Source organism: Profundibacter sp., assembly GCF_965277155.1.
GTDB lineage: Bacteria > Pseudomonadota > Alphaproteobacteria > Rhodobacterales > Rhodobacteraceae > Profundibacter.
In genome coordinates this window covers 355,091-381,059 of record NZ_CBDIBV010000005.1, presented here as the reverse complement: position 1 = coordinate 381,059, position 25,969 = coordinate 355,091, and the positions used below count along the sequence as shown (strand labels likewise).

At 56.9% G+C, this 25,969-nt stretch carries 29 protein-coding genes; 14 read left to right on the top strand and 15 right to left on the bottom strand.

Annotation, left to right across the window (positions count from 1 at the left end):
- Positions 1–6: 6 nt before the first annotated feature.
- Genes dxr through pyrH form a run of 5 tightly spaced genes read right to left on the bottom strand, consistent with a single transcriptional unit; the run spans position 7 to position 4,092 of the window.
- Positions 7–1,179 (bottom strand): 1-deoxy-D-xylulose-5-phosphate reductoisomerase, encoded by a 1,173-nt coding sequence (dxr, locus tag ACQY4M_RS05975; RefSeq protein WP_428542014.1) that lies wholly within the window; start codon positions 1,177–1,179, stop codon positions 7–9.
- 4 nt (positions 1,180–1,183) lie between these two features.
- Positions 1,184–1,972 carry a phosphatidate cytidylyltransferase gene (locus ACQY4M_RS05970; protein WP_428542011.1) on the bottom strand — a complete coding sequence of 263 codons (789 nt, stop codon included), beginning with the start codon at positions 1,970–1,972 and terminating at the stop codon, positions 1,184–1,186.
- On the bottom strand, positions 1,969–2,694 hold the full coding sequence (gene uppS / locus ACQY4M_RS05965) for a polyprenyl diphosphate synthase (RefSeq protein WP_428542008.1): 726 nt from the start codon (positions 2,692–2,694) through the stop codon (positions 1,969–1,971). Before uppS ends, ACQY4M_RS05970 begins: the two co-directional genes overlap by 4 nt.
- A 30-nt stretch (positions 2,695–2,724) precedes the next feature.
- Positions 2,725–3,288, bottom strand: coding sequence for a ribosome recycling factor (gene frr / locus ACQY4M_RS05960; RefSeq protein ID WP_428542005.1), 564 nt, complete (start codon positions 3,286–3,288; stop codon positions 2,725–2,727).
- A 54-nt stretch (positions 3,289–3,342) separates the two neighbouring features.
- Positions 3,343–4,092, bottom strand: a complete 750-nt coding sequence (gene pyrH, locus ACQY4M_RS05955) for a UMP kinase (protein ID WP_428542002.1) — start codon at positions 4,090–4,092, stop codon at positions 3,343–3,345.
- A 127-nt stretch (positions 4,093–4,219) separates the two neighbouring features.
- Here pyrH and miaA point away from each other — a divergent pair, with 127 nt between their 5' ends.
- The 3 genes from miaA (at position 4,220) to ACQY4M_RS05940 (ending at position 6,815) form a co-directional block, all read left to right on the top strand.
- Complete coding sequence (gene miaA, locus ACQY4M_RS05950; protein ID WP_428542102.1) at positions 4,220–5,068, top strand: tRNA (adenosine(37)-N6)-dimethylallyltransferase MiaA; 849 nt, start codon at positions 4,220–4,222, stop codon at positions 5,066–5,068.
- A gap of 155 nt (positions 5,069–5,223) precedes the next feature.
- Positions 5,224–5,988: an AraC family transcriptional regulator gene (locus tag ACQY4M_RS05945; protein ID WP_428541999.1), complete on the top strand. Its 765-nt coding sequence runs from the start codon at positions 5,224–5,226 to the stop codon at positions 5,986–5,988.
- Positions 5,989–6,272: 284 nt separating this feature from the next.
- Positions 6,273–6,815 carry a VOC family protein gene (locus tag ACQY4M_RS05940; protein WP_428541996.1) on the top strand — a complete coding sequence of 181 codons (543 nt, stop codon included), beginning with the start codon at positions 6,273–6,275 and terminating at the stop codon, positions 6,813–6,815.
- A gap of 34 nt (positions 6,816–6,849) precedes the next feature.
- Here the strand turns inward: ACQY4M_RS05940 and ACQY4M_RS05935 are convergent, their stop codons facing one another.
- From ACQY4M_RS05935 to ACQY4M_RS05920, 4 genes are all read right to left on the bottom strand, one after another.
- A complete protein-coding gene (locus tag ACQY4M_RS05935; RefSeq protein WP_428541993.1) occupies positions 6,850–7,440 on the bottom strand; it encodes a lytic transglycosylase domain-containing protein in 591 nt (196 codons plus the stop codon).
- 418 nt (positions 7,441–7,858) lie between these two features.
- Entirely contained in the window at positions 7,859–8,515 is a 657-nt protein-coding gene (locus ACQY4M_RS05930) for an IS1595 family transposase (RefSeq protein WP_428539609.1), read from the bottom strand.
- 70 nt (positions 8,516–8,585) lie between these two features.
- Positions 8,586–8,720, bottom strand: a complete 135-nt coding sequence (locus tag ACQY4M_RS05925) for a hypothetical protein (protein WP_428541990.1) — start codon at positions 8,718–8,720, stop codon at positions 8,586–8,588.
- 65 nt (positions 8,721–8,785) lie between these two features.
- Entirely contained in the window at positions 8,786–9,829 is a 1,044-nt protein-coding gene (locus ACQY4M_RS05920) for an IS5 family transposase (RefSeq protein WP_428539227.1), read from the bottom strand.
- Positions 9,830–10,013: 184 nt separating this feature from the next.
- Here ACQY4M_RS05920 and fabZ point away from each other — a divergent pair, with 184 nt between their 5' ends.
- From fabZ to lpxB, 4 genes are read left to right on the top strand one after another with little or no spacing between them, the layout of a single operon-like run.
- Entirely contained in the window at positions 10,014–10,475 is a 462-nt protein-coding gene (fabZ, locus tag ACQY4M_RS05915) for a 3-hydroxyacyl-ACP dehydratase FabZ (protein WP_428541987.1), read from the top strand.
- Entirely contained in the window at positions 10,475–11,272 is a 798-nt protein-coding gene (gene lpxA, locus ACQY4M_RS05910; protein WP_428541984.1) for an acyl-ACP--UDP-N-acetylglucosamine O-acyltransferase, read from the top strand. The genes fabZ and lpxA overlap by 1 nt, the downstream gene beginning before the upstream one ends.
- A 3-nt stretch (positions 11,273–11,275) precedes the next feature.
- Positions 11,276–12,079 carry an LpxI family protein gene (locus ACQY4M_RS05905; protein ID WP_428541981.1) on the top strand — a complete coding sequence of 268 codons (804 nt, stop codon included), beginning with the start codon at positions 11,276–11,278 and terminating at the stop codon, positions 12,077–12,079.
- On the top strand, positions 12,079–13,212 hold the full coding sequence (lpxB, locus tag ACQY4M_RS05900) for a lipid-A-disaccharide synthase (RefSeq protein ID WP_428541978.1): 1,134 nt from the start codon (positions 12,079–12,081) through the stop codon (positions 13,210–13,212). Before ACQY4M_RS05905 ends, lpxB begins: the two co-directional genes overlap by 1 nt.
- Positions 13,213–13,272: 60 nt before the next feature.
- Here lpxB and mnmA read toward each other — a convergent pair whose 3' ends face one another.
- A complete protein-coding gene (gene mnmA, locus ACQY4M_RS05895) occupies positions 13,273–14,409 on the bottom strand; it encodes a tRNA 2-thiouridine(34) synthase MnmA (protein ID WP_428542099.1) in 1,137 nt (378 codons plus the stop codon).
- A gap of 129 nt (positions 14,410–14,538) precedes the next feature.
- On the opposite strand from mnmA, the gene ACQY4M_RS05890 reads away from it, so the two are divergent.
- Positions 14,539–14,817, top strand: a complete 279-nt coding sequence (locus ACQY4M_RS05890) for a DUF1153 domain-containing protein (RefSeq protein ID WP_118942673.1) — start codon at positions 14,539–14,541, stop codon at positions 14,815–14,817.
- Positions 14,818–15,117: 300 nt separating this feature from the next.
- Here the strand turns inward: ACQY4M_RS05890 and ACQY4M_RS05885 are convergent, their stop codons facing one another.
- Positions 15,118–16,140: an IS110 family transposase gene (locus ACQY4M_RS05885; protein WP_428541975.1), complete on the bottom strand. Its 1,023-nt coding sequence runs from the start codon at positions 16,138–16,140 to the stop codon at positions 15,118–15,120.
- 153 nt (positions 16,141–16,293) lie between these two features.
- On the opposite strand from ACQY4M_RS05885, the gene ctrA reads away from it, so the two are divergent.
- The 4 genes from ctrA to ACQY4M_RS05865 all read left to right on the top strand — a co-directional run bounded on the left by ctrA (position 16,294) and on the right by ACQY4M_RS05865 (position 21,569).
- Positions 16,294–17,007, top strand: a complete 714-nt coding sequence (gene ctrA / locus ACQY4M_RS05880) for a response regulator transcription factor CtrA (RefSeq protein ID WP_428541972.1) — start codon at positions 16,294–16,296, stop codon at positions 17,005–17,007.
- 112 nt (positions 17,008–17,119) lie between these two features.
- Positions 17,120–19,246: an NAD-dependent DNA ligase LigA gene (ligA, locus tag ACQY4M_RS05875; RefSeq protein ID WP_428541969.1), complete on the top strand. Its 2,127-nt coding sequence runs from the start codon at positions 17,120–17,122 to the stop codon at positions 19,244–19,246.
- Entirely contained in the window at positions 19,243–21,333 is a 2,091-nt protein-coding gene (gene recG, locus ACQY4M_RS05870; protein ID WP_428541966.1) for an ATP-dependent DNA helicase RecG, read from the top strand. The genes ligA and recG overlap by 4 nt, the downstream gene beginning before the upstream one ends.
- Positions 21,334–21,446: 113 nt before the next feature.
- Positions 21,447–21,569: a hypothetical protein gene (locus tag ACQY4M_RS05865; RefSeq protein ID WP_428541963.1), complete on the top strand. Its 123-nt coding sequence runs from the start codon at positions 21,447–21,449 to the stop codon at positions 21,567–21,569.
- 186 nt (positions 21,570–21,755) lie between these two features.
- Here ACQY4M_RS05865 and ACQY4M_RS05860 read toward each other — a convergent pair whose 3' ends face one another.
- The 3 genes from ACQY4M_RS05860 to ACQY4M_RS05850 all read right to left on the bottom strand — a co-directional run bounded on the left by ACQY4M_RS05860 (position 21,756) and on the right by ACQY4M_RS05850 (position 23,669).
- Positions 21,756–22,220, bottom strand: coding sequence for a hypothetical protein (locus ACQY4M_RS05860; RefSeq protein ID WP_428541960.1), 465 nt, complete (start codon positions 22,218–22,220; stop codon positions 21,756–21,758).
- A 78-nt stretch (positions 22,221–22,298) separates the two neighbouring features.
- On the bottom strand, positions 22,299–23,162 hold the full coding sequence (locus ACQY4M_RS05855; RefSeq protein WP_428541957.1) for a methyl-accepting chemotaxis protein: 864 nt from the start codon (positions 23,160–23,162) through the stop codon (positions 22,299–22,301).
- Between the two features lie 54 nt (positions 23,163–23,216).
- Positions 23,217–23,669 (bottom strand): iron-sulfur cluster assembly scaffold protein, encoded by a 453-nt coding sequence (locus ACQY4M_RS05850; RefSeq protein ID WP_428541954.1) that lies wholly within the window; start codon positions 23,667–23,669, stop codon positions 23,217–23,219.
- 66 nt (positions 23,670–23,735) lie between these two features.
- Between ACQY4M_RS05850 and hisI the strand changes: the two genes are divergently transcribed.
- Positions 23,736–24,095 (top strand): phosphoribosyl-AMP cyclohydrolase, encoded by a 360-nt coding sequence (gene hisI, locus ACQY4M_RS05845; RefSeq protein ID WP_428541951.1) that lies wholly within the window; start codon positions 23,736–23,738, stop codon positions 24,093–24,095.
- Between the two features lie 28 nt (positions 24,096–24,123).
- Here hisI and ACQY4M_RS05840 read toward each other — a convergent pair whose 3' ends face one another.
- Positions 24,124–24,780, bottom strand: coding sequence for an IS1595 family transposase (locus tag ACQY4M_RS05840; protein WP_428539609.1), 657 nt, complete (start codon positions 24,778–24,780; stop codon positions 24,124–24,126).
- 144 nt (positions 24,781–24,924) lie between these two features.
- Here ACQY4M_RS05840 and ACQY4M_RS05835 point away from each other — a divergent pair, with 144 nt between their 5' ends.
- A complete protein-coding gene (locus ACQY4M_RS05835; RefSeq protein ID WP_428539227.1) occupies positions 24,925–25,968 on the top strand; it encodes an IS5 family transposase in 1,044 nt (347 codons plus the stop codon).
- The last annotated feature ends 1 nt before the right edge of the window (position 25,969 follow it).

Here is a 25,969-nt window from a genome sequence, read left to right as displayed (position 1 = left end):
TGTCCTTTATGCCTGCCGCTGGCGAATGATATCTTTGGCGGTCTGTCGTGCCAGATGGTCTGTCTTGCGCACCATATCAAGGGTGATCACGGCATTATCAAGGCGATTGTCGTTTGACGTGCGATTTAACACCTCTTCCACCACTTCGGCCATGTCCATAAATCCAATCTGTCCGCCGATGAAGGCATCCAGCGCAACCTCCTTGGCAGCGTTGAATGTGGCCCCCGTCAGCCCGCCGGATTCGATCACTTCACGGGCCAGCCGCAGGGCAGGCCAGCGCACCTCGTCCGGGGCGCGGAATTCCAGTTTGCCCAGTTTGGCCAGGTCCAGCCGTTCCACAGGAACATGCCCGCGCTTAGGCCAATGCAGGGCGTAACCGATGGCATGGCGCATATCGGCGGGGCCAACGTGGGCCATCAGGCCGCCATCAATAAATCCGACAAGGGCGTGAACCATGGATTGCGGGTGGACGATCACCTCGATCTGATCGGGCCTTACGTCGAAATACTCATTGGTTTCAATCACCTCAAGCGCTTTGTTGAACATGCTGGCACTGTCGATGGTGATGCGCTGGCCCATATCCCAATTGGGATGGGTCTGGGCCTGTTTCAGGGTGGCGGTGGCCAGTTTTTCCAGTGGCCAGTCGCGGAATGCACCGCCGGATGCGGTGATGATAATGCGCTCGACCTTGGTGATGTCCTCGCCCACCAATGCCTGAAAGATGGCCGAATGTTCACTATCCACCGGCAGGATGGTCGCGCCGTGTTTACGCGCCTCGCGCATCAGTAACGGCCCTGCGGCGACCAGACTTTCCTTGTTTGCCAGCGCCAAAGTGGTGCCCTGTTGCAAGGCCCGCAACCCCGGCGCCAACCCCGCCGCACCGACAATCGCCGATAAAATCCAGTCCGCAGGCCGATCCGCCGCCTCGATCAAGGCCGCCTCGCCCGCTGTGGCCTCAATGCCACTACCGGACAGCGCCGCCTGTAAATCGCCCAGATATTCAGGAAAGGCGGTGACGGCCACTTCGGCCCGCAACATGCGCGCATCCTTGGCCAGTTGCGCGATATTGCGCCCGCCCGTCAGCGCCACCACCTGATATTTGTCAGGGTCCCGCGCAATCAGGTCAATCGCGCTTTGCCCGATCGAGCCGGTCGCGCCAAATATGCTGACCCTGCGCATATCCCTATCCGGCCCCGAAAGGAAAGCCCGTCAGAACCACCGCGACCAGCACCACAACCGAGGCCCCCAACATCCCGTCAAACCGGTCCATGAACCCACCGTGACCAGGGATCAGGTTGGAACTGTCCTTGATGCCGGTTTTGCGTTTGATCGCGCTTTCGGCGATATCGCCCATCTGCGCGGCAAAGGCCACCAGAACCGAAAACAGCGGCAGACCGCCCCACAATCCCTGAAAGGCGCTGAAATACCAGCCGACCAAAGCGGCCCCGACCCATCCGGCAATGGTGCCGGACCAAGTTTTCTTGGGGCTGATCGCCGGCCAGAATTTCGGCCCGCCCAGCAGACGACCGGCTACATAGCCGCCGATGTCGCTGGCCACGACCACCAGCAGCAACCAGATCATCCAGATCAGCCCAAGATCCTGACGCAAATAGATAAACCCGTATCCGGCCAACATGATCAGCAGTGAATAGGACCCGAACATCAGGCGTTTTTGTTTGATCACAATCAGGCCATATAACACCGGCGCAAACAGCGCGATAACCGCCAGATAGGGCGGCACAAAAGCGGCCAGTGCCACCGCAAAGGCCGCGTTTGTCCCATAGCTAAGATGGCGTTCCACTTGATCGGGCACCAGCATCCGCGCCAGTTCCCATGACATCAAACCACTGGAAATCGCGATCAGGGCAATGAACCAATACCCACCGGCCCAGACCGCACCGCCTGCCACCAGCGCCATAACAATTGCCGACAGCACCCGCGGCTTCAGGTCATCCCATTTGCTGTTGCTCATGCTGGAACGGCCCCAAACCGGCGTTCACGGGTACCGTATTTATTCAATACCTCGGCAAAGATTTCCGGTGTGAAATCGGGCCATAGCGTATCAATGAATTCATATTCCGAATAGGCCGACTGCCACAGCAGGAAGTTGGATACGCGCGCCTCGCCCGAAGTGCGGATCACCAGATCGGGGTCGGGTAATACATAGGTATCCAGAAATCGCGGCAGGGTTTCTTCGTCCACATCTTCGGGGTTCAGGCGCCCCGCAGCCACCTCTTCGGCCAACCGTTTGGTGGCACGGGCCACTTCGTCACGACCACCATAGTTCAGTGCAACCGTCATATTAACCAACTCGTTATGCGCTGTGACGCGCTCCAGCTCGTCCATCAGGCAGACCAGTTTCTTGTCCAGCTTCACCCGATCACCGATAAACCGCACGCGGATGCCATTATCGACCAGCGTCTTCGTTTCCTTCTGGATATAGCGGCGAAACAGCAGCATCAGGCCGGAAACCTCGGCCTGCGTGCGCTTCCAGTTCTCGGTCGAAAAGGCAAAGATGGTCAGGTATTTCACCCCCAGATCAGGACACGCCTCGACAATCTGGCGCACGCGGCGCGCACCGGCGCGATGGCCGAACAGGCGCGGCTTGCCGCGCGATTGTGCCCAGCGGCCATTCCCGTCCATGATGATTGCTACATGGGCTGGGCCACCTGCCGGTTTTCCCTTTTCAGCCAATATGTTACCTCTCACAATTAAACCGTGAACCTATACTTGCATAATCTCTTCTTGCTTGTTCTCAAGCGCCGCATCAATTGCCGCAATCGCCTTGTCGGTCAGCGATTGCACCTCGTCGTGCCAAATCTTGTTGTCGTCTTCGGACATGCCGTCATTCAGCGCCTTTTTCAGCTGGTCCATACCGTCACGGCGCACATTGCGCACCGCCACGCGGGCGTGTTCTGCGTATTGCGCGGCCACTTTGGATAGTTCACGGCGGCGTTCTTCGTTCAGCTCGGGGATCGGCAGCATAATGATGGTGCCGTTCAGTTGCGGATTAATCCCGAGACCACTTTCGCGGATCGCCTTTTCCACCGCCTGCACCATGGATTTGTCCCAGACATTGATCGTCACCATGCGCGGTTCCGGCACGTTCACCGTGCCCACCTGATTGATCGGGGTTTTCTGACCGTATGCCTCGACCATCACCGGTTCAAGCATCGAGGCCGAGGCCCGACCGGTACGCAAGCTGGCAAATTCAGTTCGAAGCGAGGCAAGCGCCCCTTCCATCCGGCGTTCAAGATCATCTAGGTCGATTTCGATTTCATCTGACATGGCTGTTCACTCTTTTCTTCGTTCCGCTTGTGGCGCGTTATCGCTAATATAGGGTTAACTATGAACCGTTGTATAGGTGCCTTCCCCGGCCAGAATTCCGCGAAAGCCGCCCGGCTCGTCCAATGAAAACACGATGATTGGCAGGTTGTTGTCACGGGCCAGCGCAATCGCGCTGGCGTCCATCACGCCCAAATGTTTTTGCAGCACCTCGTCATAAGACACCCGATCATACCGTTTGGCATCCTCGAATTTCGCCGGATCCTTGTCGTAAACGCCATCCACTTTGGTGCCCTTGAAGATCGCCTCGCAGGCCATTTCATTGGCGCGCAATGTAGCGGCAGTGTCGGTGGTGAAATAAGGATTACCGGTGCCGGCTGCAAAGATCACCACACGCTTTTTCTCAAGGTGGCGCACAGCGCGGCGGCGGATGTAAGGCTCGCAGACCTGATCCATCGGAATGGCACTGATCACCCGGGTAAACACACCAAGGCTCTCAAGCGCGGCCTGCATCGCCAGCGCGTTCATCACGGTGGCCAGCATACCCATATAGTCTGCCGTGGTTCGCTCCATACCTTGTGCGGACCCTTGCAGGCCGCGAAAAATGTTGCCGCCACCGATCACCATGCAGATTTCGGTACCCATATCATGCACCGACTTGACCTCGCGGGCGATGCGCTCGACGGTCGGCGGGTGCAGGCCATAACCCTGATCACCCATCAAGGCCTCGCCGGAAATTTTTAGCATCACCCGTTTAAAGGCCGGTTTTTCGCCTTCGGTTTCTGTGCTGTTGTCACTATCGCTCATGATGATTTGCCCCCGCGAAAATCTTGGTGTTTGCGTTTTGGTTAAAATGTCGCAAAAAGCGGGGGGGTTCAACGGCAAACCGTGAAAGGCGCGGCATTTGGACGATATTAATTCCATACCGGCGGATATGCCGGTTCTGATCGCGGGGCCAACGGCTTCGGGTAAATCGGCTCTGGCGCTTCAGATCGCGCAAAACAGCGGCGGGGTGATCATCAATGCCGATGCCCTGCAGGTGTTTGACGGTTGGCGGGTGCTGACCGCGCGGCCCGATGATGCCGATCTGGCCCGCGCACCGCATCTGCTCTACGGCCACGTCCCGTTTGATGCGGATTATTCTGTCGGGCATTGGTTGCGGCAGGTGGGGGAAATTCTGACCAATCCCCCTGCCCGCCCGATCATTGTTGGTGGCACCGGTCTGTATTTTCGCGCCCTGACCGAGGGTCTGGCCGATATCCCGCGCATCCCACCCGATATCCGCGCGCAAGCCGATGCCCTGCTGGCCACCGGGGGCCTGCCTGCGTTGCTGGCTGAACTGGACGATGCCACCCGCACCCGCATTGATATGCAAAACCCGATGCGGGTGCAGCGCGCATGGGAGGTGCTGCATGCCACCGGCCGCACCCTTGCAGACTGGCAGGACGCCACACCGCCGCCGTTGTTGTCGCTGAACAAGGTCACCCCGATCGTAATCAATACAGATCGTGACTGGCTGAATGGCAGGATCAACCGGCGCTTTGACCTGATGCTTGAAAATGGCGCGCTGGACGAGGCCCGCGCGATGGAACCCCTCTGGAATCCCGCATATTTGTCGTCAAAAGCCATTGGCGCACCGGAACTGATTGCCCATATCCGCGGGGAATTGTTGCTGGAAGAGGCCCGTAACGCCGCCTGCACCGCCAGCCACCAATACGCCAAACGCCAGCGCACATGGTTTCGCGCTCGCATGAAGGGCTGGCTAACACATGACGTGGCGTAACCCATAGGCCACGATCCGCGCAGTTCTGCCTAAACGTGCATTTTTTGTTTGGACACGGCGGCTTACCGGCGTAGGCTGGCCGAAAACAAGGGCAAAATGCCCATCGTTCGAGGCAAGTGATGACAGAAATAGCAAACAAACTCCCCGAAGTCCGTATGACTCCGATTCCGCGACTGGCCCAAGGCGGGCGTTGGCGCGTCGAGGCAATGCGCAGCTACAGCTCCAACCTGTTGCTGTGGTTCACCCGCGGTCAGGGGCGTATTACAGTTGCCGGCACCACCCGTGGATACGGGGCTCATAACGCAGTGTTCATACCATCGGGCGTGATGCACGGGTTCGAGGTGTCGACACAGGTGTTTGGCACCGCCATCTTCATCCCGCGCGATCTGGGCTTTCCCTTGCCGGTCATGCCCACCCACCTGCGCATCCGCGATGCGATTCCGCAAGCCGAAGTCACCGGCATTCTGGACAATCTGCAACGCGAACTGGAAGGCAGCCAGCCAGAACGTGTACGCGCCATCCACCACCACACCGGCTTGCTGGCCGTCTGGATGCGCCGGCAAATTTTGCTGCACGAGGCGGAGAATAAAGCCCCCGATGCGGCCCAACGCCTGACCACCCGATTCACTGAAATGATTGAATCCGAATATAAATCCGGCATGAATATCGCCGAATATGCCGAGGCATTGGGCGTTACCCCCACCCATCTATCGCGTGTCTGCAATCAGGCATGTGGTCGACCTGCTTCGGCCCTACTGAGTGATCGTGTGATATTCGAGGCGCGCCGCCTGCTGCGCGAAACCAAAACCCCGATCCAGCAGGTTGCGGCTGATCTGGGCTTCACCTCGCCCGCCTATTTCACCCGCGCCTTCCAGCATCACACAGGGCAAACCCCGTCAGCATTCAGGCGCGAACGCTAAAGCGTTTCGGCTTTTCGTTGAAATACTACCATGCCCAGCCAGTGCGGCAGTGATTGCGCAGCAATGGCGTTCAATGGCAGGGCATGATTCAATATCAAGTCGAAACGCTATAACTTCTTCTTTTCCCAAATACCTGCGCCGCAGGCCCGCGCGCCCCAAAGGGGCGCGTTGGGTGACGCCGTTAGGCGGCACAATACCACCATAATGGCTCTTCAAATATTCGTTGCATATGCAACGATTGTGAAATACCCTGCCCCGATCAGGACCATTAAAGGATACCAAAGATGAAAATCGAACAAATCCACCACGTCGCCTATCGTTGTAAAAACGCCAAGGAAACCGTTGAATGGTATAGCAAAATGCTGAACATGGATTTCGTTCTGGCGATTGCCGAAGACCATGTCCCGTCAACCCATGATCCGGATCCTTACATGCATGTGTTCATGGATGCCGGGAACGGCAATGTACTGGCCTTCTTTGAACTACCCACCCTGCCCGAAATGGGCCGCGACCCGAATACCCCGATCTGGACCCAGCATCTGGCCTTCAAAGTGAAGGACCGTGAAGAACTACTGAAATTCAAGGATCACCTAGAGGCCAACGGCGTCGAGGTTCTGGGCGTGACGGATCACTCGATCTTTCACTCGATCTATTTCTTTGACCCCAGCGGTCATCGTCTGGAGCTGGCTTGCCCCGACCCAGAAGAAGACGCGATGCTGGCCAAACTGGATGCGGTGAAATGGGATATGCTGAACGAATGGGACCGCACCAAAAAGGCCCCACGCCACGCGGCATGGATGCACGAAAAAGAACTTTCAGAAGTTTAATACACTCGGGCGCTTGTTTTAAACCGCAAGCGCCTTAGCTGCCCCAGATTTTGCGAACGTAATTCTTGGTCTCGCGATAGGGTGGAATACCACCGTATTTCTGCACAGCCTCGGGACCGGCATTATAGGCCGCAAGGGCTAGCCGCCACGAGCGGAACCGGTCATATTGCTGGCGCAGATACCGTGCCCCGCCGTCCAGATTTTCCCGTGGCACCCGCGGGTTCACATTCAGGCGCCGCGCAGTGGCAGGCATCAACTGCGCCAGCCCCAAGGCCCCCTTGTGCGATTTGGCGCGGTGGTTCCAGCCGGATTCTTGCTGAATAAGGCGCAAGAACAGATCTTCTGGAACCCCGTGTCGCCGCGCCGCTGAACGCGCCATATCCAGATATGGGCCGCTATAACGGCCGGAATAACTTAGTGAGCCACCTTTGCCTGGGGTGATCACTGGTTTTGGCTGCAAGCGTACAGAGTTTGAATATTGGCTGGCGGCACGTCCATCCAGCACAGAAGTTTGCGAGCGAAACAGACCCACGCGGGATTTGGTCGACAGTTTTAATGGCTTGGCCTCGGCCAGTCCGGTTATCCCTATCAATATGATGGCAGCTGTCCCAATAATCTTATTCATACTCAAAATCCCGGTGCTGATCCGCATCAATATAGTTAAATTCTTCGGGAATTCCAACCCTACCAGATGCTGTACTTCTTAATAAATGAAAAGATCGGCTAAATATCTGGAAATAAAATGAAAAGGTGAAATAAAAACCAATAGGATTAGATCATTCAATTCGCTTGTATAGACGAAAAGGTTGGCGGGAAGCACAATGAAGGGTCATTAGGTATCCGTAGGGTAAAAAACACCTAATATTTAACTCGGCTTCCCGCCCCGCAAAAGCGGTTTATGGCATCAGCCCTATCGCATATGCTGGTCAGTACACATGCTCTGAGCCAATGCTGCCGTCCAGCCGGAAAAGCATTACGTCGGATTGCAACGCACGGCTAATTTCCCCCACCGGATGTAAACAATTAGGGGCTGACCCAGATAACTACTTCAAGTAACGCTTAACCCATTGTCTTAGCTGCAATAACTGAGCTGAAGGGTCACTGTTGTTGAAACGCCACTCGCATTCCTTCAAATATAGCCCAAATTGGGCCTTGGGGACACCGTTAAATCGGCGCATGTGGCGCTTGGCTTGGTTCCAGAAATTCTCGATGCCATTGATGTGGTTGTGACGGTCTGCAAAGAGCTTGGAATGGTTGATGCGAAAGTGGTGGAAGTCTGACACATCCAGCACATTATAACCGCGCCAACAATCGGAATAGACGATGGAATCCGGCACGACTTTGCGCTCTATGATCGGGATCAGAGTGGCGGATTTGGCGTCCGGGATGATCTTGGTGTAAACCTTCCCACCCCTTTTTAATATACCAAAAACGGGAATTTTACCTGCCGCACCACGCCCGCGTTTACCTTTGCGTTTGCCGCCAAAGTAGCTTTCGTCCACTTCTATTTCTCCGCCGAACATAGCTTGGCTTTCCGCCTCCAGCTCATAGGCGATTATCTCGCGCAGGCGTAGAAAATAAAACGCTGCGGTCTTGCGGTTTACACCACACAAACTGGCTGCTGTTCGTGCTGTCGATCCCGAAACAAAATGCTCCGTAAGACGGTCTTGCTTGTAGTGGCTCAGGCGACTCTTTCTCATGCTTCCCATCATAACCTCTTTTTAGGTTATCTGGGTCAGCCCCAACAATTATAGTCTTTAGCCGTCTTTGTTAACCATAGGCCGAGGGATATATTGGGATATATTCACATACAACTAATGGGAACCTCTGTAAATTCCCGTTTTCGCCTTCTTCGCGGCGGGGTGGACGGTTTTTCGCCTGTCCCGCCTGATTGCTTCGGATCATAAACCCATTTTCACCGGTTTCAAGCCGGTTTTGGGTATTTCAGGCACACCTCACCCCATGAACCCTTATCCCGGCGCCGCCAGGCCGCATTCGAACTGGACGAAGCGCTTCATGTTGTAGACCAGGTTCATCATCCCGATGCGAAATCGCGCCCGCTTCAGGCCGATGGAGCGGATCAGCTTGCCGCCCATGGAGCGCTCCTGAAAAGCGAATACATGCTCGACCCGGACCCGCACTTTCGAGCGCCTCCGGTTGGCCTTTTGCTGGCGCTCGCCAAGCGGCTTGCCGCGCCTGCCCTTGTGATGGATATGGCTGTGAAGCCCCCGCTCTTCCAGCTCGCTTTCGATCTTTTGCGAGCGATAGGCGCTGTCGGCCCACAGGTCCGATGAGGTGTTGCTCGCATCAATCAGACCGGCAAGCGCCTGGCTGTCATGCACGGCGGCATCGGTGACATCATAAGCGCGGATGAATTTGTGCCGCCGGTCGACATTGATGTGGTTCTTGTAGCCGTAATAGCTCTTGCCGTGCTTCTTCGTCCAGCGCGCATCCACGTCCTTCTGGCGCTTCTTGTGGGGTTTTTCCTCCCACTCTTCAGGCGTTTCGCCCGCCTTGATTTTCTCGTTCTCGTCCCTTTTGTTGTGCTGGCGCGGCGCCGGAACGATGCTCGCATCAACAATCTGCCCGCCCATCGCCAGATAGCCCTTTTCGCGCAGAAAGGCATCGAACTTGTCAAACAGCTCCTTCATCTTCCCGGCCCCGGCCAGCCTTTCACGGTAGGCCCAGATGGTCTTGGCGTCAGGTACGCTGTCTTCAATGCCAAGGCCGAGAAACCGCATGAACGACAGGCGGTCGCGGATCTGATACTCGATCTGATCGTCAGAGAGGTTGTAGAGCTGCTGCAAAACCATCGTCTTGAATATCAGCACCTCATCCCAAGGCGGGCGGCCAGCGTTGGATTTGCGCTGTTCGGGCGGCGTGCGCCATATGGCCTTCAGCTCGTCCCGGTAATCCTCGAACGGCACCATGTCGTTGAGCAACACCAGCGGATCACCAGATTTGTCCAGTCCCGCGTATCGGCTGGAAAGATCAAAAAATCCCATCTGACCCATGACAAAACCCCGTCGGTCGAATCATTTTCATCCTGATGACGATTCTACCCCGTCAGGCCGGATTTTGGGGGATTTTTAGAGGTTCCCATCAGATCGTCTTGCATTGTTGCACTGGCTGCTTGTCTGGGCGTGGCGGAGTTGTTAATCAGGCAGTGAAACAAAATAACTCATAGGACCGAGGGACATGGCCGAGCAGATGACCGAAGCCGATCTGGATATCATTCAGCGGATTATTCCGCATCGCTATCCGTTTTTGCTGATCGACAAAGTGGTGGATATTAAGACCAACGAAAGCGCGGTTGGTATCAAGAATATCACCTTTAACGAGCCACAGTTTCAGGGCCATTTCCCGGGTGCGCCGATTTTCCCCGGTGTGATGGTGGTCGAGGCTATCGCCCAGACCTCGGCCATTCTGGTTGGCATTACGCTTGATCTGGTCGACAAGCCCTTGCTGGTCTATTTCATGAGCATCGACAAATGCAAATTCCGCCGCAAGGTGGTGCCGGGCGATGTGTTGGAACTGCATGTCGAGGTGCTGCGCGGTTCCAAGAAAATATGGAAATTCCGTGGCGTGGCCAAGGTGGACGGCGAAGTTGCGGCCGAAGCCGAAATCGTCGCGATGATCGACCTTCTCGAGGATAAATAATGGCGGTTCACCCCACAGCAAAGATCCACGTCAGTGCTGTCATAGAAGACGGGGCGGTGATAGGCGAAGGCTGCAAGATCGGCCCGTTCTGCTGTGTTGGTCCAAAGGTGGTTTTGGGTCCAAAGGTACATTTGAAAAGCCATGTGGTCGTTACAGGCATCACCGAAGTGGGCGAGGAAACTGTGATCTTTCCTTTTGCCACGGTCGGGGAAATCCCGCAGGATCTGAAATTCAAAGGTGAGGAAACCCGCCTGATCATCGGCAAACGCAACCGCATCCGCGAAGGCGCGACGTTGAATACCGGGACCGAGGGTGGCGGTGGGGTAACGCGGGTTGGCGATGATTGCCTGATCATGACCGGTGCCCATGTGGCCCATGACGCGACGGTTGGCAACAACGTTGTGATGGCCAATCAGGTCGCCATCGCCGGTCATTGTGTGATCGATGACGATGTGATCATCGGCGGGCTTTCGGGTATTCACCAGTTTGTGCGCATCGGCAAAGGGGCCATCATTGGCGCCGTGACCATGGTCACCAATGATGTGATCCCTTACGGGCTGGTGCAATCTTCGCGCGGGGCGCTGGACGGGTTGAACCTTGTTGGTCTGAAACGGCGCGGGGTGGATCGTGCCGACATTACCGCCCTGCGGGCCGCTTACCAGATGCTGGCCCAGGGCGAGGGGGCCTTTCAGGAACGTGCCGCCCGTCTGGCAGTGGAAAACGACAGTGCTTATGTGCAGGAAATCACCGACTTCATTCTGGGCGCCACTGACCGCTCGTTTCTGACGCCGAAATAGCAGATGGAACCGCGCCTTGCCATACTCGCCGGAACCGGCGCCTTGCCGCAGATATTGGCGGCGGGCGATCCGCAGGCGGTGTTTGTCACATTTGCTGGTGTCGATGTGGAGGTGCCGGATAGTCTGATCCATCAGCCGGCCAGTTTTGATAAACTGGGCACCCTGTTTGAGGATCTGCACAGCCACGGCGTAACCGAAGTGGTTTTTGCCGGCGCGATGAGCCGCCCTGCGCTGAATCCCGAAAATTTTGATGCAAAAATGATGGCCCTTGCGCCGCGTCTGATGGCCGCGATGGGGCAGGGGGATGACGCCCTGCTGCGCGAGGTGGCCGCGGTGTTTACCGAAGACGGTTTCGCCTTCAAAGCCGCACACGAGGTTGCCCCCGCCCTGATGCTGCCCGCCAATACCCGCATTGGGCCAATCCCCGACAAACAGGATGTGGCGGATGCACAAAAGGGGCTGGATATTCTGATCGCCCTTGCACCGATGGATGTGTCCCAAGCGGCGGTTGTTGCGGGCGGTCAGGTGCTGGGGGTCGAAACTATTCAGGGCACAGATGCCATGCTGGGCTTTGTCGCCCAAACCCCTACCCATTTGCGCCGCGCCAAAGGGGTACTGGTGAAGGGGCCGAAACCCGGGCAGGACATGCGCTTTGATGTGCCGACCATCGGTCCCGACACCATCCGAGCCGCCGCCGCTGCCGGTCTGGCAGGCATCTATATTCCGGCGGGCGGGGTGAATGTATTGCAGCGTGATGAACTGGAACAGGCGCTGGCCGAAACCGGCCTGTTCCTGCAAGCACGCTGATGCGGTTCTACCTGATCGCGGGCGAACCTTCGGGCGATGCCTTGGGCGCGGCTCTGATGGCAGGGCTGAAAGAATTGCAGCCTGATGCGGAATTTTCCGGTGTCGGTGGCCCGCTGATGCAGGCGCAGGGGCTGGCCAGCCAGTTCCCGATGGATGAACTCTCGGTGATGGGGCTGGCCGAGGTGCTGCCGAAATACCGCGCTCTGAAACGCCGCATTGGCGAATGTGCCGATGTGGTACTGGCGCAGAAACCCGATGCGCTGATCACCATCGACAGCCCCGATTTCTGCCTGCGGGTGGCCAAAATCGTTAAGGCGCAAAGCAATCTGAAAACCATCCACTATGTCGCCCCGTCCGTCTGGGCGTGGCGCGAAGGGCGCGCTGCGAAAATGGCCCGCGAGATTGATCATGTGCTGGCCCTGCTGCCATTTGAACCCCCGCTGATGCAGGCTGCGGGCATGGGCTGTGATTTTGTTGGCCATCCAGTAGTGGCCGAACCACAGGCCACGCCCGAACAAGCGCAGGATTTTCGCACACGCCATGGCATGATCGACGCGCCGCTGCTGTTGGCATTACCCGGGTCGCGACGTGGCGAAGTCGAACGCTTGATGCCGATCTTTGGCGAAACCATCCGCCAGTTGCACAATGAGCGCCCCGACCTGCGCATTACCCTGCCTGCTGCCCCTTCCGTTGCCAAACGGGTGCGGGAATTGGCTGCGGACTGGTCAATCCCCCCAATGGTTCTGGATGCCGCAGACCTGCCCGAAAAACGCGTCGCTTTTGCCGCCGCCGATGTGGCACTAGCCGCGTCGGGCACGGTGTCGCTGGAACTGGCCGCCGCCAATACCCCGATGGTGATCGCCTATGATATGAACTGGATATCACGCCTGCTGATTGGCCGGATGTTGAAGGTGGACACGGTGACGCTGGTCAATCTGGTTTCCGAAACCCGCGTGGTGCCGGAATTTCTGGGCAGGAACTGCGTGCCGGATAAAATTGCGCCTGCAGTGCTAAAAGTGCTGAACAACCCGAAGGCCCAACAAGACGCAATGCGCCTGACAATGGAACGCCTTGGCCGCGATCGGGAACCCCCAGGATTGCGCGCAGCCCGGGCGATATTGCAAACCCTTTAGCCATTACTGTTCCCTAAATATCCCCGCCGGAGGCACAGAATCTCTTACGCCCCGCTCAGCCTATTCCCCCCGCCAGATCCAGCCCCCGCCAAAGATCCGGCTGCCCCCATCCTCGTAAAATACACAAGCCTGACCCGGCGAAACGCCTTCTTCCGGCTCCAGCAATTCCACCTCTGCCGTGGTCGCAGACAATGGCCGCACAATCGCCGCCCGTGGCGGACGGGTCGAGCGCACCTTGACCGCCAGATGCCATTCGTCCTGGCTGTCAAACGGCGCATCCCCCAGCCAGTTGATTTCACGCACTGGAATGATCCGCGTGGTCAGCGCCTCTTTCGGCCCCACCACAACCTCGCGCGAGTCCGCATCCAGCCGCACCACATATAACGGGTCTTCCAACCCGCCAATGCCAAGGCCGCGCCGCTGGCCAATGGTATAATGGATCACCCCGCGATGGTCGCCCAGCACGTTGCCCTCCATATCCACAATCTTGCCCGGGCTTGCCGCCTCGGGGCGCAGCTTTTCGATCAGGGCTGCGTAATTGCCATCGGGCACGAAACAAATGTCCTGACTGTCGGGTTTATCCGCCACCGCCAGCCCGTGTTTCACCGCAAGGGCCCGCGTTGCGGCTTTGGATTCCAGATGTCCCAAAGGAAAGCGCAGGAAATCCAGCTGCTCTTGCGTGGTGGGAAACAGGAAATAGCTCTGGTCGCGCATCGGGTCGGCCGCCATATGTAGCTCGGCCCCACTCACGCCCCCCTTGCGCTGGATATAATGCCCCGTCGCCATGCAATCGGCGTCCAGATCACGGGCTGTGGCCAGCAGATCCTTGAATTTCACCCGCTCGTTGCAGCGGATACACGGCACCGGTGTCGCCCCCGCCAGATAACTGTCGGCAAACTCGTCGATCACCGTTTCCTTGAAGATGTTTTCGTAATCCAGCACGTAATGCGGGAATCCCATTTCCTCGGCCACGCGGCGGGCATCATGGATGTCGATACCGGCACAACACGCCCCCTTTTTGGCCAGCGCCGCCCCGTGATCATACAACTGCAAGGTTACCCCGACCACATCATAGCCTTCGGCCGCCAGTTCGGCCGCCACGACCGAGCTGTCAACACCGCCGGACATGGCCACAACCACGCGGGTATCTTTGGGGGGCTTGGTAAAACCAAGCGAATTAACTGGGTGGGTCATCAGAGGGCCGTTCATAAGGGTTAGCAGAGTATTTCGGAATATAGGAAAATGCGAACTATTAACAAGGCCGCGTTTCACGCCTCTTTAATCACGTTGTCGCAGATTGGGCGAAACCAGCAAGAGGGACAAGTGATGTATCTAAAGAAAGTTGATGGTCCGCGCGCCGTTACCCTGCCGGACGGCAGTATCATGACCCGCGCCGATTTGCCGCCTGCCAGCACACGCCGATGGGTGGCCAGCCGCAAGGCAGCGGTGGTCAAGGGGGTGGTTTTCGGCCTGATTCCCTTAAAAGAGGCCCTGAAACTCTATGGTCTTAGCCAGGAAGAATACGATTCTTGGCGCTCTGCTATCGAAAATCATGGCGAGAACGCCCTGAAAACCACATCTTTACAAAAGTATCGACAACTTTAGGAAGAATTCTACAAATGTTCCGCTATAGTAACTTGTGTGGATGGCTCCTTTTTTGCAAGGGTTAATTTGAAGTTTTGATCATTGCGGTTGCGGTCATGTGTTCGGCCTGTTGGCGCGGTACGTTTGACCGCTGGCCCTGATGAAGTCCGCGTCGCCTGGGTCCCAATCATGGAGACGAGCTTTTATGCCCGGGCTACCGATACGGGGTGTCCCGGCGGCGGCTTTCGTTGATCATCATCATTCATCTTTGCCCTCGCAACTCGGTGCGGCGAACCCGTATCCCGGTCGCTGCGATTCCTGTCAGTTGACTGCCGGGCGGCGATAAACATCTCCGCGCAACAGCACGGCCCAGATGATGCGCGCTGTTTTGTTGGCAATGGCAACCGTGACCACACGCGCGGGCTTTTTATCAAGCAATCTGCGGATCCAGATGCCGGTGGCGCTGTCGTCGCGTCCGACTCTGCGAATGATCGATGTGGCACCATTTACCAGCAGAGTTCGCAGATAGGGATCGCCCATTTTGGATATTCGGCCGAGCCTGTCCTTGCCTCCTGACGAATTCTGCCTTGGTACGAGCCCGAGGAAGGCCGCGAACTGGCGCCCCGACGCGAAGGCAGCCGGGTCCGGAACGCTTGCGGCCATAGCGGTTGCCGTGATGAACCCGACGCCCGGGATCGTCTGTAACCGCTGGCTCACCGCACTTTGTCGATGCCAGGCACGCAGCTGATTATCGAGCGAACGGATTTCTACGGTGAGCGTCTCAAGCTGACGGGCAAAACCCAGCAACGCCGTACGCGCGACCTCCGGCAGGTCGTCATGCTCTCCGTCCTTCATGGCCTTCGCCATTCTTACGACATGTTGCGGCCCCTGTGGCGCAATGATGCCGAATTCGGCCAGATGGCTGCGAAACGAATTGAGCATCATGGTCCGTTGCCGGATCAGCAACTTTCGCGTCCGGTGCAGCACCATGACACCCTGTTGCCCAGGCGTCTTGATCGGTACAAAGCGCATGTTCGGGCGTGTTACGGCCTCGCAGATCGCCTCGGCATCTGCCATGTCGTTCTTTTGCCGTTTGACATAGGGTTTGACATAGGCGGGCGGGATCAGCCGCACATCATGGCCGAGCGCCGCAATCTCCCGCGCCCAGAAATGGGAGGTACCGCAAGCTTCTATTCCCACAAGACAAGGCGGCAACGCGCTCATGAACTCCAGAACGGCATTGCGGCGCAATTTCTTCATCAGCACAATCTGTCCTGCAGCATCAACGCCGTGAAGCTGAAAAACAGACTTTGCCAGATCGATCCCGAGTGTTGTAATCTCCATTGTGGATGGCTCCTTCTCTTATTGGTTTGCGACAGCACCAATATGGCACATTGCGATGCCGGCGGGTGGAGCCATCCACCCCATCATGTAGTTAACCAATTGGGGGCAGGTTAACCATATTGCTGAAGGGTAAAAGAAGCGGAGAAAACTAGAATGCGTGTACTGCTGGTTGAGGACGATCCAACGACCTCCAAAAGTATCGAAATGATGCTGACTCATGCCAACCTGAATGTTTACTGCACCGATCTGGGTGAAGAAGGCATCGATCTGGCCAAACTTTATGATTACGATTTGATCCTTTTGGATCTCGGTTTGCCGGATATGAATGGCAACGAGGTGCTGCGCCAATTGCGGCTGGCGCGGGTGGATACACCGATCCTGATTTTGACAGGCTCGGATGACACCGAAAACAAGATCAAGGCATTCGGATTTGGTGCGGATGACTATCTGACCAAACCGTTCCATCGCGAGGAACTTGTGGCGCGGATCCATGCGATCATCCGCCGTTCCAAGGGACATTCGCAATCGATCATCCACACTGGAAAAATCGGTATTAATCTGGATGCCAAAACAGTCGAGGTGGACAGTAAACCTGTGCATCTGACCGGCAAGGAATACCAGATGCTGGAACTGCTGTCTTTGCGCAAGGGCACGACCCTGACCAAGGAAATGTTCCTGAACCACCTATATGGCGGCATGGATGAGCCCGAGTTGAAAATTATCGACGTGTTTATCTGTAAATTGCGCAAAAAGCTGTGCGAGGCCACGGATGGCGAAAACTATATCGAAACCGTCTGGGGCCGGGGCTATGTGCTGCGTGATCCTGTGGCGGCCGAGATGGACGAAGCATTGGCCGTCGGGGCCTGACCGGTTTCGCTCCGCCAACGCGCGGTGCGAAATCATACGGCAGACCACCACTCTTCCTCTGGACCTCTTTGTGGTGCCCACTTATCAATAAGGGAAACACAAAGAGGTCGGGATGGGATCGCAGATCGAAGTTGATCAACTGGACGAGGATCAGGCCCGCGCCGAACTGGCGCGGCTGGCCGATATCCTGAACCGTGCCAATCTGGCTTATCACACCCGGGATGCGCCCGAGATATCGGATGCCGAATATGATGCGCTGAAACGGCGCAATGCGGCCATCGAAGCCCGCTTTCCCCACCTGAAAAGGGCTGATAGTCCCAGCGATGTTGTGGGCGCCGCGCCGGCCGAAGGCTTTTCCAAAGTTACCCATGCGGTTCGGATGCTGTCACTGGGTAATGCCTTTACCGATGAAGATGTCTATGATTTTGACGCCCGTATCCGCAAGTTTCTGGGGTTGGATGCAGATGCGGATCTGGCCTATACGGCCGAGCCTAAAATTGATGGCCTGTCGCTTTCCTTGCGATATGAGCAAGGCAAACTGGTACAGGCTGCCACACGTGGCGATGGCGAGGTCGGGGAAAACGTGACCCGCAATGCAATGACGGTTCAGGATATTCCCCATTCTCTGACAAACGCCCCCGAAATTCTGGAGGTGCGCGGCGAGGTTTATATGACCCATGCCGATTTCGAAGCGCTGAATGAACGCCAACTTGAAAAGGGCGAAAAACCCTTTGCCAATCCGCGCAATGCAGCTGCCGGATCGCTTCGTCAACTGGACGCCAGCATAACCAAAACCCGCCCGTTGAAATTCTTTGCCTATGCCTGGGGCGAACTTTCAGAACCGCTGGCAAAAAATCAGATGGACGCGATTGAGCGACTGGCCAGTCTTGGCTTTTCAACAAACCCGTTGACCCGTCTGTGCAATGGCCCTGCAGAAATGCTCGCCCATTACCGCAACATTGAAAGTCAGCGCGCCACACTTGGCTATGACATTGATGGCGTCGTTTACAAGGTGAACGATCTTGCCTTGCAACACCGGCTCGGCTTTCGCTCAACCACCCCCCGCTGGGCCATCGCCCATAAATTTCCCGCCGAAAAGGCCTGGACGTGGTTGGAAGACATCGACATCCAGGTCGGTCGCACCGGCGCCTTGTCCCCTGTTGCCCGCCTTACCCCTGTGACGGTTGGCGGTGTCGTGGTGTCCAACGCGACCCTGCATAACGAGGATTACATCAAGGGGATGGATTCCAAAGGCAACGTGATCCGCGACGGTAAAGATATCCGCATCGGCGACTGGGTTCAGGTCTATCGCGCCGGTGACGTGATCCCGAAAATTGCCGATGTCGATCTGGCCAAACGCCCCGCGGATGCCAAACCTTATGAATTTCCCGTCAAATGCCCCGAGTGTGGCTCGGACGCGGTGCGCGAGGAAGGTGATGCCGTGCGCCGTTGCACGGGCGGTATCATTTGCCCCGCGCAGGCCGTTGAAAAACTGAAACATTTTGTCAGTCGCGGTGCGTTTGACATTGATGGGCTGGGCGCAAAACAGATCGAAATGTTTTATCATGACGAACAACTGCCGATCCGCGAACCGGCCGATATTTTCACCCTTCAGGCCCGTGATGAAGCCAATCTGACCAAGCTGAAGAACCGTGAAGGCTGGGGTGAAAAATCGGCGCAAAACCTGTTTCGCGCGATTGAAGAAAAACGCAAAATGCCGCTGGATCGGCTGATTTATTCGCTGGGTATCCGCCATGTGGGTGAAAGTGCGGCAAAGCTGTTGGCCGAACACTATGGATCATGGAAAAATTTCGAAACTGCCATCACCCGCGCCACCCTGAATGACGGGCCGGAATGGGACGATCTGATTGGGATTGATGGTGTGGGCGCGGTGATGGCCACATCACTGATCACCGCCTTTCATCAGGAAAACGAACGCGCTTCGATCGACCGGTTGGTTGCCCAGCTTGAGCCACAGGACGCTGTGATACAGGCGCCTGTCGACAGCCCGGTTGCTGGCAAAACCATAGTATTCACCGGCAGCCTTGAGAAAATGACCCGCGCCGAGGCCAAGGCCCGTGCCGAGGCTTTGGGGGCCAAGGTGTCCGGTTCGGTCTCGAAGAAAACCGATCTGGTTGTGGCCGGACCTGGGGCGGGATCAAAGGCGAAAAAGGCCGAAAGTCTGGGTGTGGAAATGATCAACGAGGACGACTGGTTGGCCCTGATCGGTGATCTATGAGCGGGCGGCCAGAAATCCTGTTTCCGCTATTTGCGGATTTGGAAACGCTGGACGGCGTTGGCCCTAAAACCGCGGCGCATTTTGCCCAGATGGGGGTGGAAAAACCGCGTGACCTGATTTTCACGCTGCCCAACAGCGGCATTGATCGCCAGCGTCGCGAAAGTGTCCGCGATGTGACCGCGCCTGCGGTGGTGACGGTCGAAGGGGTGGTGGGGCGGCATATTCCGCCCTCGGCGCGGGGGCGGCCTTATCGGGTGGAAATGACGGATGCGAAAACCACTTTTCAACTGGTGTTTTTCCACGCGCACCCGGATTATTTGCAGAAAATCCTGCCGACAGGCCAGCGGCGTGTGGTGTCGGGCAAGGTTGAAATCTTTGACGGAATAGCGCAGATCGTGCATCCCGACCACGTTTTGCGGGTTGATGAAGCTGATGAAATTCCTGCGTTTGAACCGGTATATCCGCTGACCTCGGGGATTACCCAGCGGCTTATGACCAAAGCTATGCACTCGGCTTTGGCACGGGTGCCTGTAGTGGCGGAATGGATTGATGCGGGGCAAAAGAAAAAGGCGAAATGGCCGGACTGGGGAGATGCCCTGACGACGGCGCATGCGCCCCAAACCCATGCCGATCTGGCGGCTGAATCGCCAGCGCGTGAACGGCTGGCTTATGATGAATTGTTCGCCCACCAGTTAACTCTGGCGCTGGCCCGTGCGGTGGAGAGGCGGGGCAAGGGGCAGGTTTCCATCGGAACGGGGGTGTTGCGGGAAAAGGTTCTGGCGTCGCTACCTTACAAACCAACCGGTGCACAGGCCCGCGCGATCAAGGAAATCGAGGCCGATATGGCCGGTCCCAAGCGGATGAACCGGTTGTTGCAGGGCGATGTGGGCGCGGGCAAAACGCTTGTGGCGCTGATGGCTTTGCTGATCGCGGTCGAGGCGGGCGGGCAGGGGGTGATGATGGCCCCGACGGAAATTCTGGCGCGTCAGCATCTGGCGGGGTTACAGCCCTTGGCCGAAGCCGCGGGTGTGGTGCTGGAAATTCTGACCGGTCGTGATAAGGGGGGCGAGCGTGCGGCGAAACTGGCGGCGCTGAAATCGGGCAAGATACAGATACTGGTGGGCACCCATGCGGTGTTCCAGAAGGACGTTGAATTTGCCGATTTGCGGCTGGCGGTGGTGGATGAACAGCACCGGTTCGGGGTGCGGCAAAGGCTGGAATTGTCGGCAAAGGGGGTGCATGCGGATGTGTTGGTGATGACGGCTACGCCGATCCCGCGCTCGCTGTCGCTGGCGCAATATGGTGATATGGATGTGTCGGTTCTGGATGAAAAACCGCCCGGGCGAAAACCGATCCGCACGGCGATGGTGTCGACCGGACGGGTGGACGAGGTGGTTGATCATCTGCGCAAAGCGCTGGCCGAGGGGCGGCAGGCCTATTGGGTTTGTCCGCTGGTCGAGGAAAGCGAAGTCGTTGATATGGTTGCGGCGGAAGAACGGTTCAAAATGTTGCGCGCCGCCCTTGGCGAAGGCGTGGTCGGACTGGTGCATGGGCAGATGCCGCCTGCCGATAAGGACGCGGCGATGAAACGGTTCGAGGCGGGCGAAACCAAAGTTCTGGTCGCCACCACGGTGATCGAGGTGGGCGTGGATGTGCCCAACGCAACGATCATGGTGGTTGAGCGGGCCGAAAGTTTCGGGTTGGCGCAGTTGCACCAGTTGCGCGGGCGGGTCGGGCGCGGGAGCGAGCAATCGACATGTTTATTGATGTATCAGCCGCCCCTTTCCGAGACGGCGGCGCGGCGGCTGGAAATTCTGCGCGAGACCGAGGACGGGTTTCGCATTGCCGAAGAAGATTTGGCAATGCGCGGGGCAGGGGATTTGATTGGCACAGCGCAATCCGGACTGCCAAGGTTCCGGATTGCCGATCTTGAACGGCAGGCGGGCTTGATGGCGGTGGCACAAAGTGATGCGCGCAAATTGCTGGCCGAGGATCCAACGCTGGACGGGGAACGCGGCAAGGCGGCGCGGGTGCTGTTATGGTTAATGGAACAGGATAAGGCAATTCGATTAATATCAGTGGGTTAGCAATATTTCTGCCGTTTTGTTCGCAAATGTTCTTAAAAAGTTCTTTACAAGTTAACGCAAATATAGGAACAAAGGGGCAACAGACAGAACGTGAACATCAAAGGAGCCACACAATGCTCGCTGAAATCAAAACCGTTTATGCCCGATCCGGCGCAACCCTTCTTCAGGATGCTGCTGGCGCCGCTGCCCTGATCGTTATGCTGGGCGCTGCTCTTTATCTGCCGGGGGTGTTCTGAACAGAATTACTGACTTTGCCTGCCGTCTTATGCCGGAAAATCCGCGTGCAATATGTCCCCACAGCTGCACGATGACACATCTATCCCAGATATGAGAAGATTGCCTCTTTCTCGTCCAAGCGGAACCGGACCACATCAGACATGGCCACTTGCCGCCGCCTTCTGTCCCAGAAGTGCGGCGGTTTTTTATAATGTATAGGCCAGCCGCAATCCGCCCCACAATTGCCCGCCAACAATGATCGGGGCCGAGACATCCTTCATCGTAACAAATTCGCCGCCCCCCATATTGCGGCGGTATACCTGCAACAGAAAGGGCTGCTTGTTGTTGCCCGCTTTCAGGCCGACCTTGTCGTCAAAAATACGCCGGTTTCGACAATTGGCCGTGTTCCAGACCGGATCATCCCCCATCGGTTGCGAGAACTTGTTGTTATGGGTCGGAATATACCCATTGCGGTCAATCGCAGCACAAAACACCACCGATGGATCGAAATCCAGCGCCGGTTCCTGAATCGGGGGTAAGATGGTATCGGTTAGATCGGTGAACGCGGTCAAGAACTGTTGCGGGTCACTGCCGGGGATCGGTTTATATGTCGGTTTGAACAAATCATCGCGGGTGATTGTGCCGTTTGCGACAGCTTCTTCAAATGCCATCGAAATCAGCGAAGCCCGTGCCTGCACCTCGTCAATAAAACGGGAATCCTGAGTGGCTCCCCCCAGGGATACGCTGCTTTATACCAGGCATTCGGCCTGCTCGACCATAGTATCGGCGCGGTCACGCACCTGATGGATGCCGGTGGCCGTGCCTTCCAGTGCGGTGCCCATCCGATCAAAACTTTCGCCAAATTCGGAAATAGCGGTGCCGACATTCCCGGCATTTTCTTTGATCTGTTTGGCTTCGGAATTGATCATCCGCACATGTTCCGCGATGCCGGACAAGGATATGTCGGTGTCATCCGCTTCGGCCAGCACCCCTTCGGCATCTTCGGCGGCGACACTGGCTTCGCCACGCAAGGCATCGATCCAGTCACCCAGAGTCAGGATGCTGTCAGAGATCGCCTCGGCCGCCCCTGCGGTTTTGCGTGACAATTCGTTAATCGCTTCGGCAACCACGGCAAAGCCGCGCCCTGCTTCGCCGGCCCGCGCCGCTTCGATCTTGGCATTGATGGCAAGTATATTCACCTGCGCCGCAATCGAGGCAATATCGTCATTATTGGAGCGCGCCGAGGCGATCGTATCCTCGATTTCCGTGATGCGCGCATCCAGCGAACGCACCCAGTTGGCCAACTTTTGGGTGCGGTTGCCCGCACTCTGGATGTTTTCAACCGATGATATTACCGCCTCGAGCGTTTCGGTGGTGGTTTCATTTATCAGATCAATCGCCTTGCGCACGCTGGTGTTGCCCTGCACCATCCTGTCTGCATTTCTGCGCACATGGTCCAATGACTGTAATTGCTGGCTGGTGCTGTCATCGATCTGGTCCAGCGCACCGGCAATATCGACCAATTCCAGACTAAGCCGGGACGCAATATGCGAAAGCCTGTCCATCTGATCATTGGCGGGGCTGGAATCAGTAAAATCGGCGGCGGGAATCATAAACGTCTCCTGTGGATGAAACAGGGACGCTAAGGCCCAATCATTTCCGTGACGTTAAGCGCAGGCGGTTTTTTGGGCAGTTTCGATAGCTTCGACCGTGGCTTCCAGCGCCAACAGGATCGAGGCGTGGCGGTTCTTGAATTCGCGCGCGGGTTCCAGCACCTTTAGCCCGTCAAAGGGCACGTCGGGGGCAGGGCCACCGTCGCGCAGCATGGCGGAGAGTTGATCGCGGGCCTTGGTGATTTCGGGCGCGGTGCGCCCGATGATCCGGCTTGCCACCACCGAGGCCGCCGCCTGACCCAATGCGCAGGCTTTTACATCCTGACCGAACTGTGCGATTTTGCCATCTTCCAGCACAATATCGACCGTCACGGTGGACCCGCACAGGGGCGCGCGGCGTTTTACGGTGGCTTGGGGATTGTCCAGCCGGTCGGTCAGGGGAATATCGGCCGCCAGCGCCAGAATCTGGCCGGAATAAAGTTTTATCAGCTCGGCATTATCGCTCATTGGCTTTCCCTTTTGGCTGCTGGTATTCTAGATAGGCGTCTACAGCGGATATGCAAAGGATTCCATATGTCATTCGACCCTGCAACACTACGTTTTGATAACAATGGCTTGATCCCGGCAATTGCACAGGACCATGACAGCGGCGAAGTGCTGATGATGGCATGGATGAACGCCGAGGCGGTGGCGCGCACATTGGAAACGGGCAAGGTGACCTATTGGTCGCGCTCGCGGCAAGCGTATTGGGTCAAGGGCGAGACATCGGGCCATGTGCAGGAACTGGTGGAACTGCGCGTGGATTGTGACCGTGATTGCCTGCTGGTGGTGGTGCGCCAGACAGGGCCGGCCTGTCATACCAACCGGCGAAGCTGTTTTTACACGGCGGTGCGGGATGGCGAAGAAGTTGAAGTGATGCTGCCGATGGGTTAATAATAACCATAGGGGCTGACCCAGATAACTACTTCAAGTAACGCTTAACCCATTGTCTTAGCTGCAATAACTGAGCTGAAGGGTCACTGTTGTTGAAACGCCACTCGCATTCCTTCAAATATAGCCCAAATTGGGCCTTGGGGACACCGTTAAATCGGCGCATGTGGCGCTTGGCTTGGTTCCAGAAATTCTCGATGCCATTGATGTGGTTGTGACGGTCTGCAAAGAGCTTGGAATGGTTGATGCGAAAGTGGTGGAAGTCTGACACATCCAGCACATTATAACCGCGCCAACAATCGGAATAGACGATGGAATCCGGCACGACTTTGCGCTCTATGATCGGGATCAGAGTGGCGGATTTGGCGTCCGGGATGATCTTGGTGTAAACCTTCCCACCCCTTTTTAATATACCAAAAACGGGAATTTTACCTGCCGCACCACGCCCGCGTTTACCTTTGCGTTTGCCGCCAAAGTAGCTTTCGTCCACTTCTATTTCTCCGCCGAACATAGCTTGGCTTTCCGCCTCCAGCTCATAGGCGATTATCTCGCGCAGGCGTAGAAAATAAAACGCTGCGGTCTTGCGGTTTACACCACACAAACTGGCTGCTGTTCGTGCTGTCGATCCCGAAACAAAATGCTCCGTAAGACGGTCTTGCTTGTAGTGGCTCAGGCGACTCTTTCTCATGCTTCCCATCATAACCTCTTTTTAGGTTATCTGGGTCAGCCCCTCAAAAAAACTATAGGGAACCTCTAAAAATCCCCCAAAATCCGGCCTGACGGGGTAGAATCGTCATCAGGATGAAAATGATTCGACCGACGGGGTTTTGTCATGGGTCAGATGGGATTTTTTGATCTTTCCAGCCGATACGCGGGACTGGACAAATCTGGTGATCCGCTGGTGTTGCTCAACGACATGGTGCCGTTCGAGGATTACCGGGACGAGCTGAAGGCCATATGGCGCACGCCGCCCGAACAGCGCAAATCCAACGCTGGCCGCCCGCCTTGGGATGAGGTGCTGATATTCAAGACGATGGTTTTGCAGCAGCTCTACAACCTCTCTGACGATCAGATCGAGTATCAGATCCGCGACCGCCTGTCGTTCATGCGGTTTCTCGGCCTTGGCATTGAAGACAGCGTACCTGACGCCAAGACCATCTGGGCCTACCGTGAAAGGCTGGCCGGGGCCGGGAAGATGAAGGAGCTGTTTGACAAGTTCGATGCCTTTCTGCGCGAAAAGGGCTATCTGGCGATGGGCGGGCAGATTGTTGATGCGAGCATCGTTCCGGCGCCGCGCCAGCACAACAAAAGGGACGAGAACGAGAAAATCAAGGCGGGCGAAACGCCTGAAGAGTGGGAGGAAAAACCCCACAAGAAGCGCCAGAAGGACGTGGATGCGCGCTGGACGAAGAAGCACGGCAAGAGCTATTACGGCTACAAGAACCACATCAATGTCGACCGGCGGCACAAATTCATCCGCGCTTATGATGTCACCGATGCCGCCGTGCATGACAGCCAGGCGCTTGCCGGTCTGATTGATGCGAGCAACACCTCATCGGACCTGTGGGCCGACAGCGCCTATCGCTCGCAAAAGATCGAAAGCGAGCTGGAAGAGCGGGGGCTTCACAGCCATATCCATCACAAGGGCAGGCGCGGCAAGCCGCTTGGCGAGCGCCAGCAAAAGGCCAACCGGAGGCGCTCGAAAGTGCGGGTCCGGGTCGAGCATGTATTCGCTTTTCAGGAGCGCTCCATGGGCGGCAAGCTGATCCGCTCCATCGGCCTGAAGCGGGCGCGATTTCGCATCGGGATGATGAACCTGGTCTACAACATGAAGCGCTTCGTCCAGTTCGAATGCGGCCTGGCGGCGCCGGGATAAG

Bases quoted from the DNA above. Each gene is read 5' to 3' on its own strand.
- ACQY4M_RS05940 (WP_428541996.1), top strand. From the start codon at position 6,273: ATGAAAATCGAACAAATCCACCACGTCGCCTATCGTTGTAAAAACGCC.
- dxr (WP_428542014.1), bottom strand. From the start codon at position 1,179: ATGCGCAGGGTCAGCATATTTGGCGCGACCGGCTCGATCGGGCAAAGC.
- ACQY4M_RS05885 (WP_428541975.1), bottom strand. From the start codon at position 16,140: ATGGAGATTACAACACTCGGGATCGATCTGGCAAAGTCTGTTTTTCAG.
- ACQY4M_RS05970 (WP_428542011.1), bottom strand. From the start codon at position 1,972: ATGAGCAACAGCAAATGGGATGACCTGAAGCCGCGGGTGCTGTCGGCA.
- recG (WP_428541966.1), top strand. From the start codon at position 19,243: ATGAGCGGGCGGCCAGAAATCCTGTTTCCGCTATTTGCGGATTTGGAA.
- ACQY4M_RS05905 (WP_428541981.1), top strand. From the start codon at position 11,276: ATGGAACCGCGCCTTGCCATACTCGCCGGAACCGGCGCCTTGCCGCAG.
- ACQY4M_RS05930 (WP_428539609.1), bottom strand. From the start codon at position 8,515: ATGAGAAAGAGTCGCCTGAGCCACTACAAGCAAGACCGTCTTACGGAG.
- lpxA (WP_428541984.1), top strand. From the start codon at position 10,475: ATGGCGGTTCACCCCACAGCAAAGATCCACGTCAGTGCTGTCATAGAA.
- ACQY4M_RS05890 (WP_118942673.1), top strand. From the start codon at position 14,539: ATGTATCTAAAGAAAGTTGATGGTCCGCGCGCCGTTACCCTGCCGGAC.
- ACQY4M_RS05935 (WP_428541993.1), bottom strand. From the start codon at position 7,440: ATGAATAAGATTATTGGGACAGCTGCCATCATATTGATAGGGATAACC.
- ACQY4M_RS05850 (WP_428541954.1), bottom strand. From the start codon at position 23,669: ATGAGCGATAATGCCGAGCTGATAAAACTTTATTCCGGCCAGATTCTG.
- pyrH (WP_428542002.1), bottom strand. From the start codon at position 4,092: ATGAGCGATAGTGACAACAGCACAGAAACCGAAGGCGAAAAACCGGCC.
- lpxB (WP_428541978.1), top strand. From the start codon at position 12,079: ATGCGGTTCTACCTGATCGCGGGCGAACCTTCGGGCGATGCCTTGGGC.
- miaA (WP_428542102.1), top strand. From the start codon at position 4,220: ATGCCGGTTCTGATCGCGGGGCCAACGGCTTCGGGTAAATCGGCTCTG.
- frr (WP_428542005.1), bottom strand. From the start codon at position 3,288: ATGTCAGATGAAATCGAAATCGACCTAGATGATCTTGAACGCCGGATG.
- ACQY4M_RS05860 (WP_428541960.1), bottom strand. From the start codon at position 22,220: ATGGCATTTGAAGAAGCTGTCGCAAACGGCACAATCACCCGCGATGAT.
- fabZ (WP_428541987.1), top strand. From the start codon at position 10,014: ATGGCCGAGCAGATGACCGAAGCCGATCTGGATATCATTCAGCGGATT.
- ACQY4M_RS05865 (WP_428541963.1), top strand. From the start codon at position 21,447: ATGCTCGCTGAAATCAAAACCGTTTATGCCCGATCCGGCGCAACCCTT.
- ACQY4M_RS05945 (WP_428541999.1), top strand. From the start codon at position 5,224: ATGACTCCGATTCCGCGACTGGCCCAAGGCGGGCGTTGGCGCGTCGAG.
- ACQY4M_RS05840 (WP_428539609.1), bottom strand. From the start codon at position 24,780: ATGAGAAAGAGTCGCCTGAGCCACTACAAGCAAGACCGTCTTACGGAG.
- ACQY4M_RS05925 (WP_428541990.1), bottom strand. From the start codon at position 8,720: ATGATCCGAAGCAATCAGGCGGGACAGGCGAAAAACCGTCCACCCCGC.
- hisI (WP_428541951.1), top strand. From the start codon at position 23,736: ATGTCATTCGACCCTGCAACACTACGTTTTGATAACAATGGCTTGATC.
- ACQY4M_RS05835 (WP_428539227.1), top strand. From the start codon at position 24,925: ATGGGTCAGATGGGATTTTTTGATCTTTCCAGCCGATACGCGGGACTG.
- ctrA (WP_428541972.1), top strand. From the start codon at position 16,294: ATGCGTGTACTGCTGGTTGAGGACGATCCAACGACCTCCAAAAGTATC.
- ligA (WP_428541969.1), top strand. From the start codon at position 17,120: ATGGGATCGCAGATCGAAGTTGATCAACTGGACGAGGATCAGGCCCGC.
- ACQY4M_RS05920 (WP_428539227.1), bottom strand. From the start codon at position 9,829: ATGGGTCAGATGGGATTTTTTGATCTTTCCAGCCGATACGCGGGACTG.
- ACQY4M_RS05855 (WP_428541957.1), bottom strand. From the start codon at position 23,162: ATGATTCCCGCCGCCGATTTTACTGATTCCAGCCCCGCCAATGATCAG.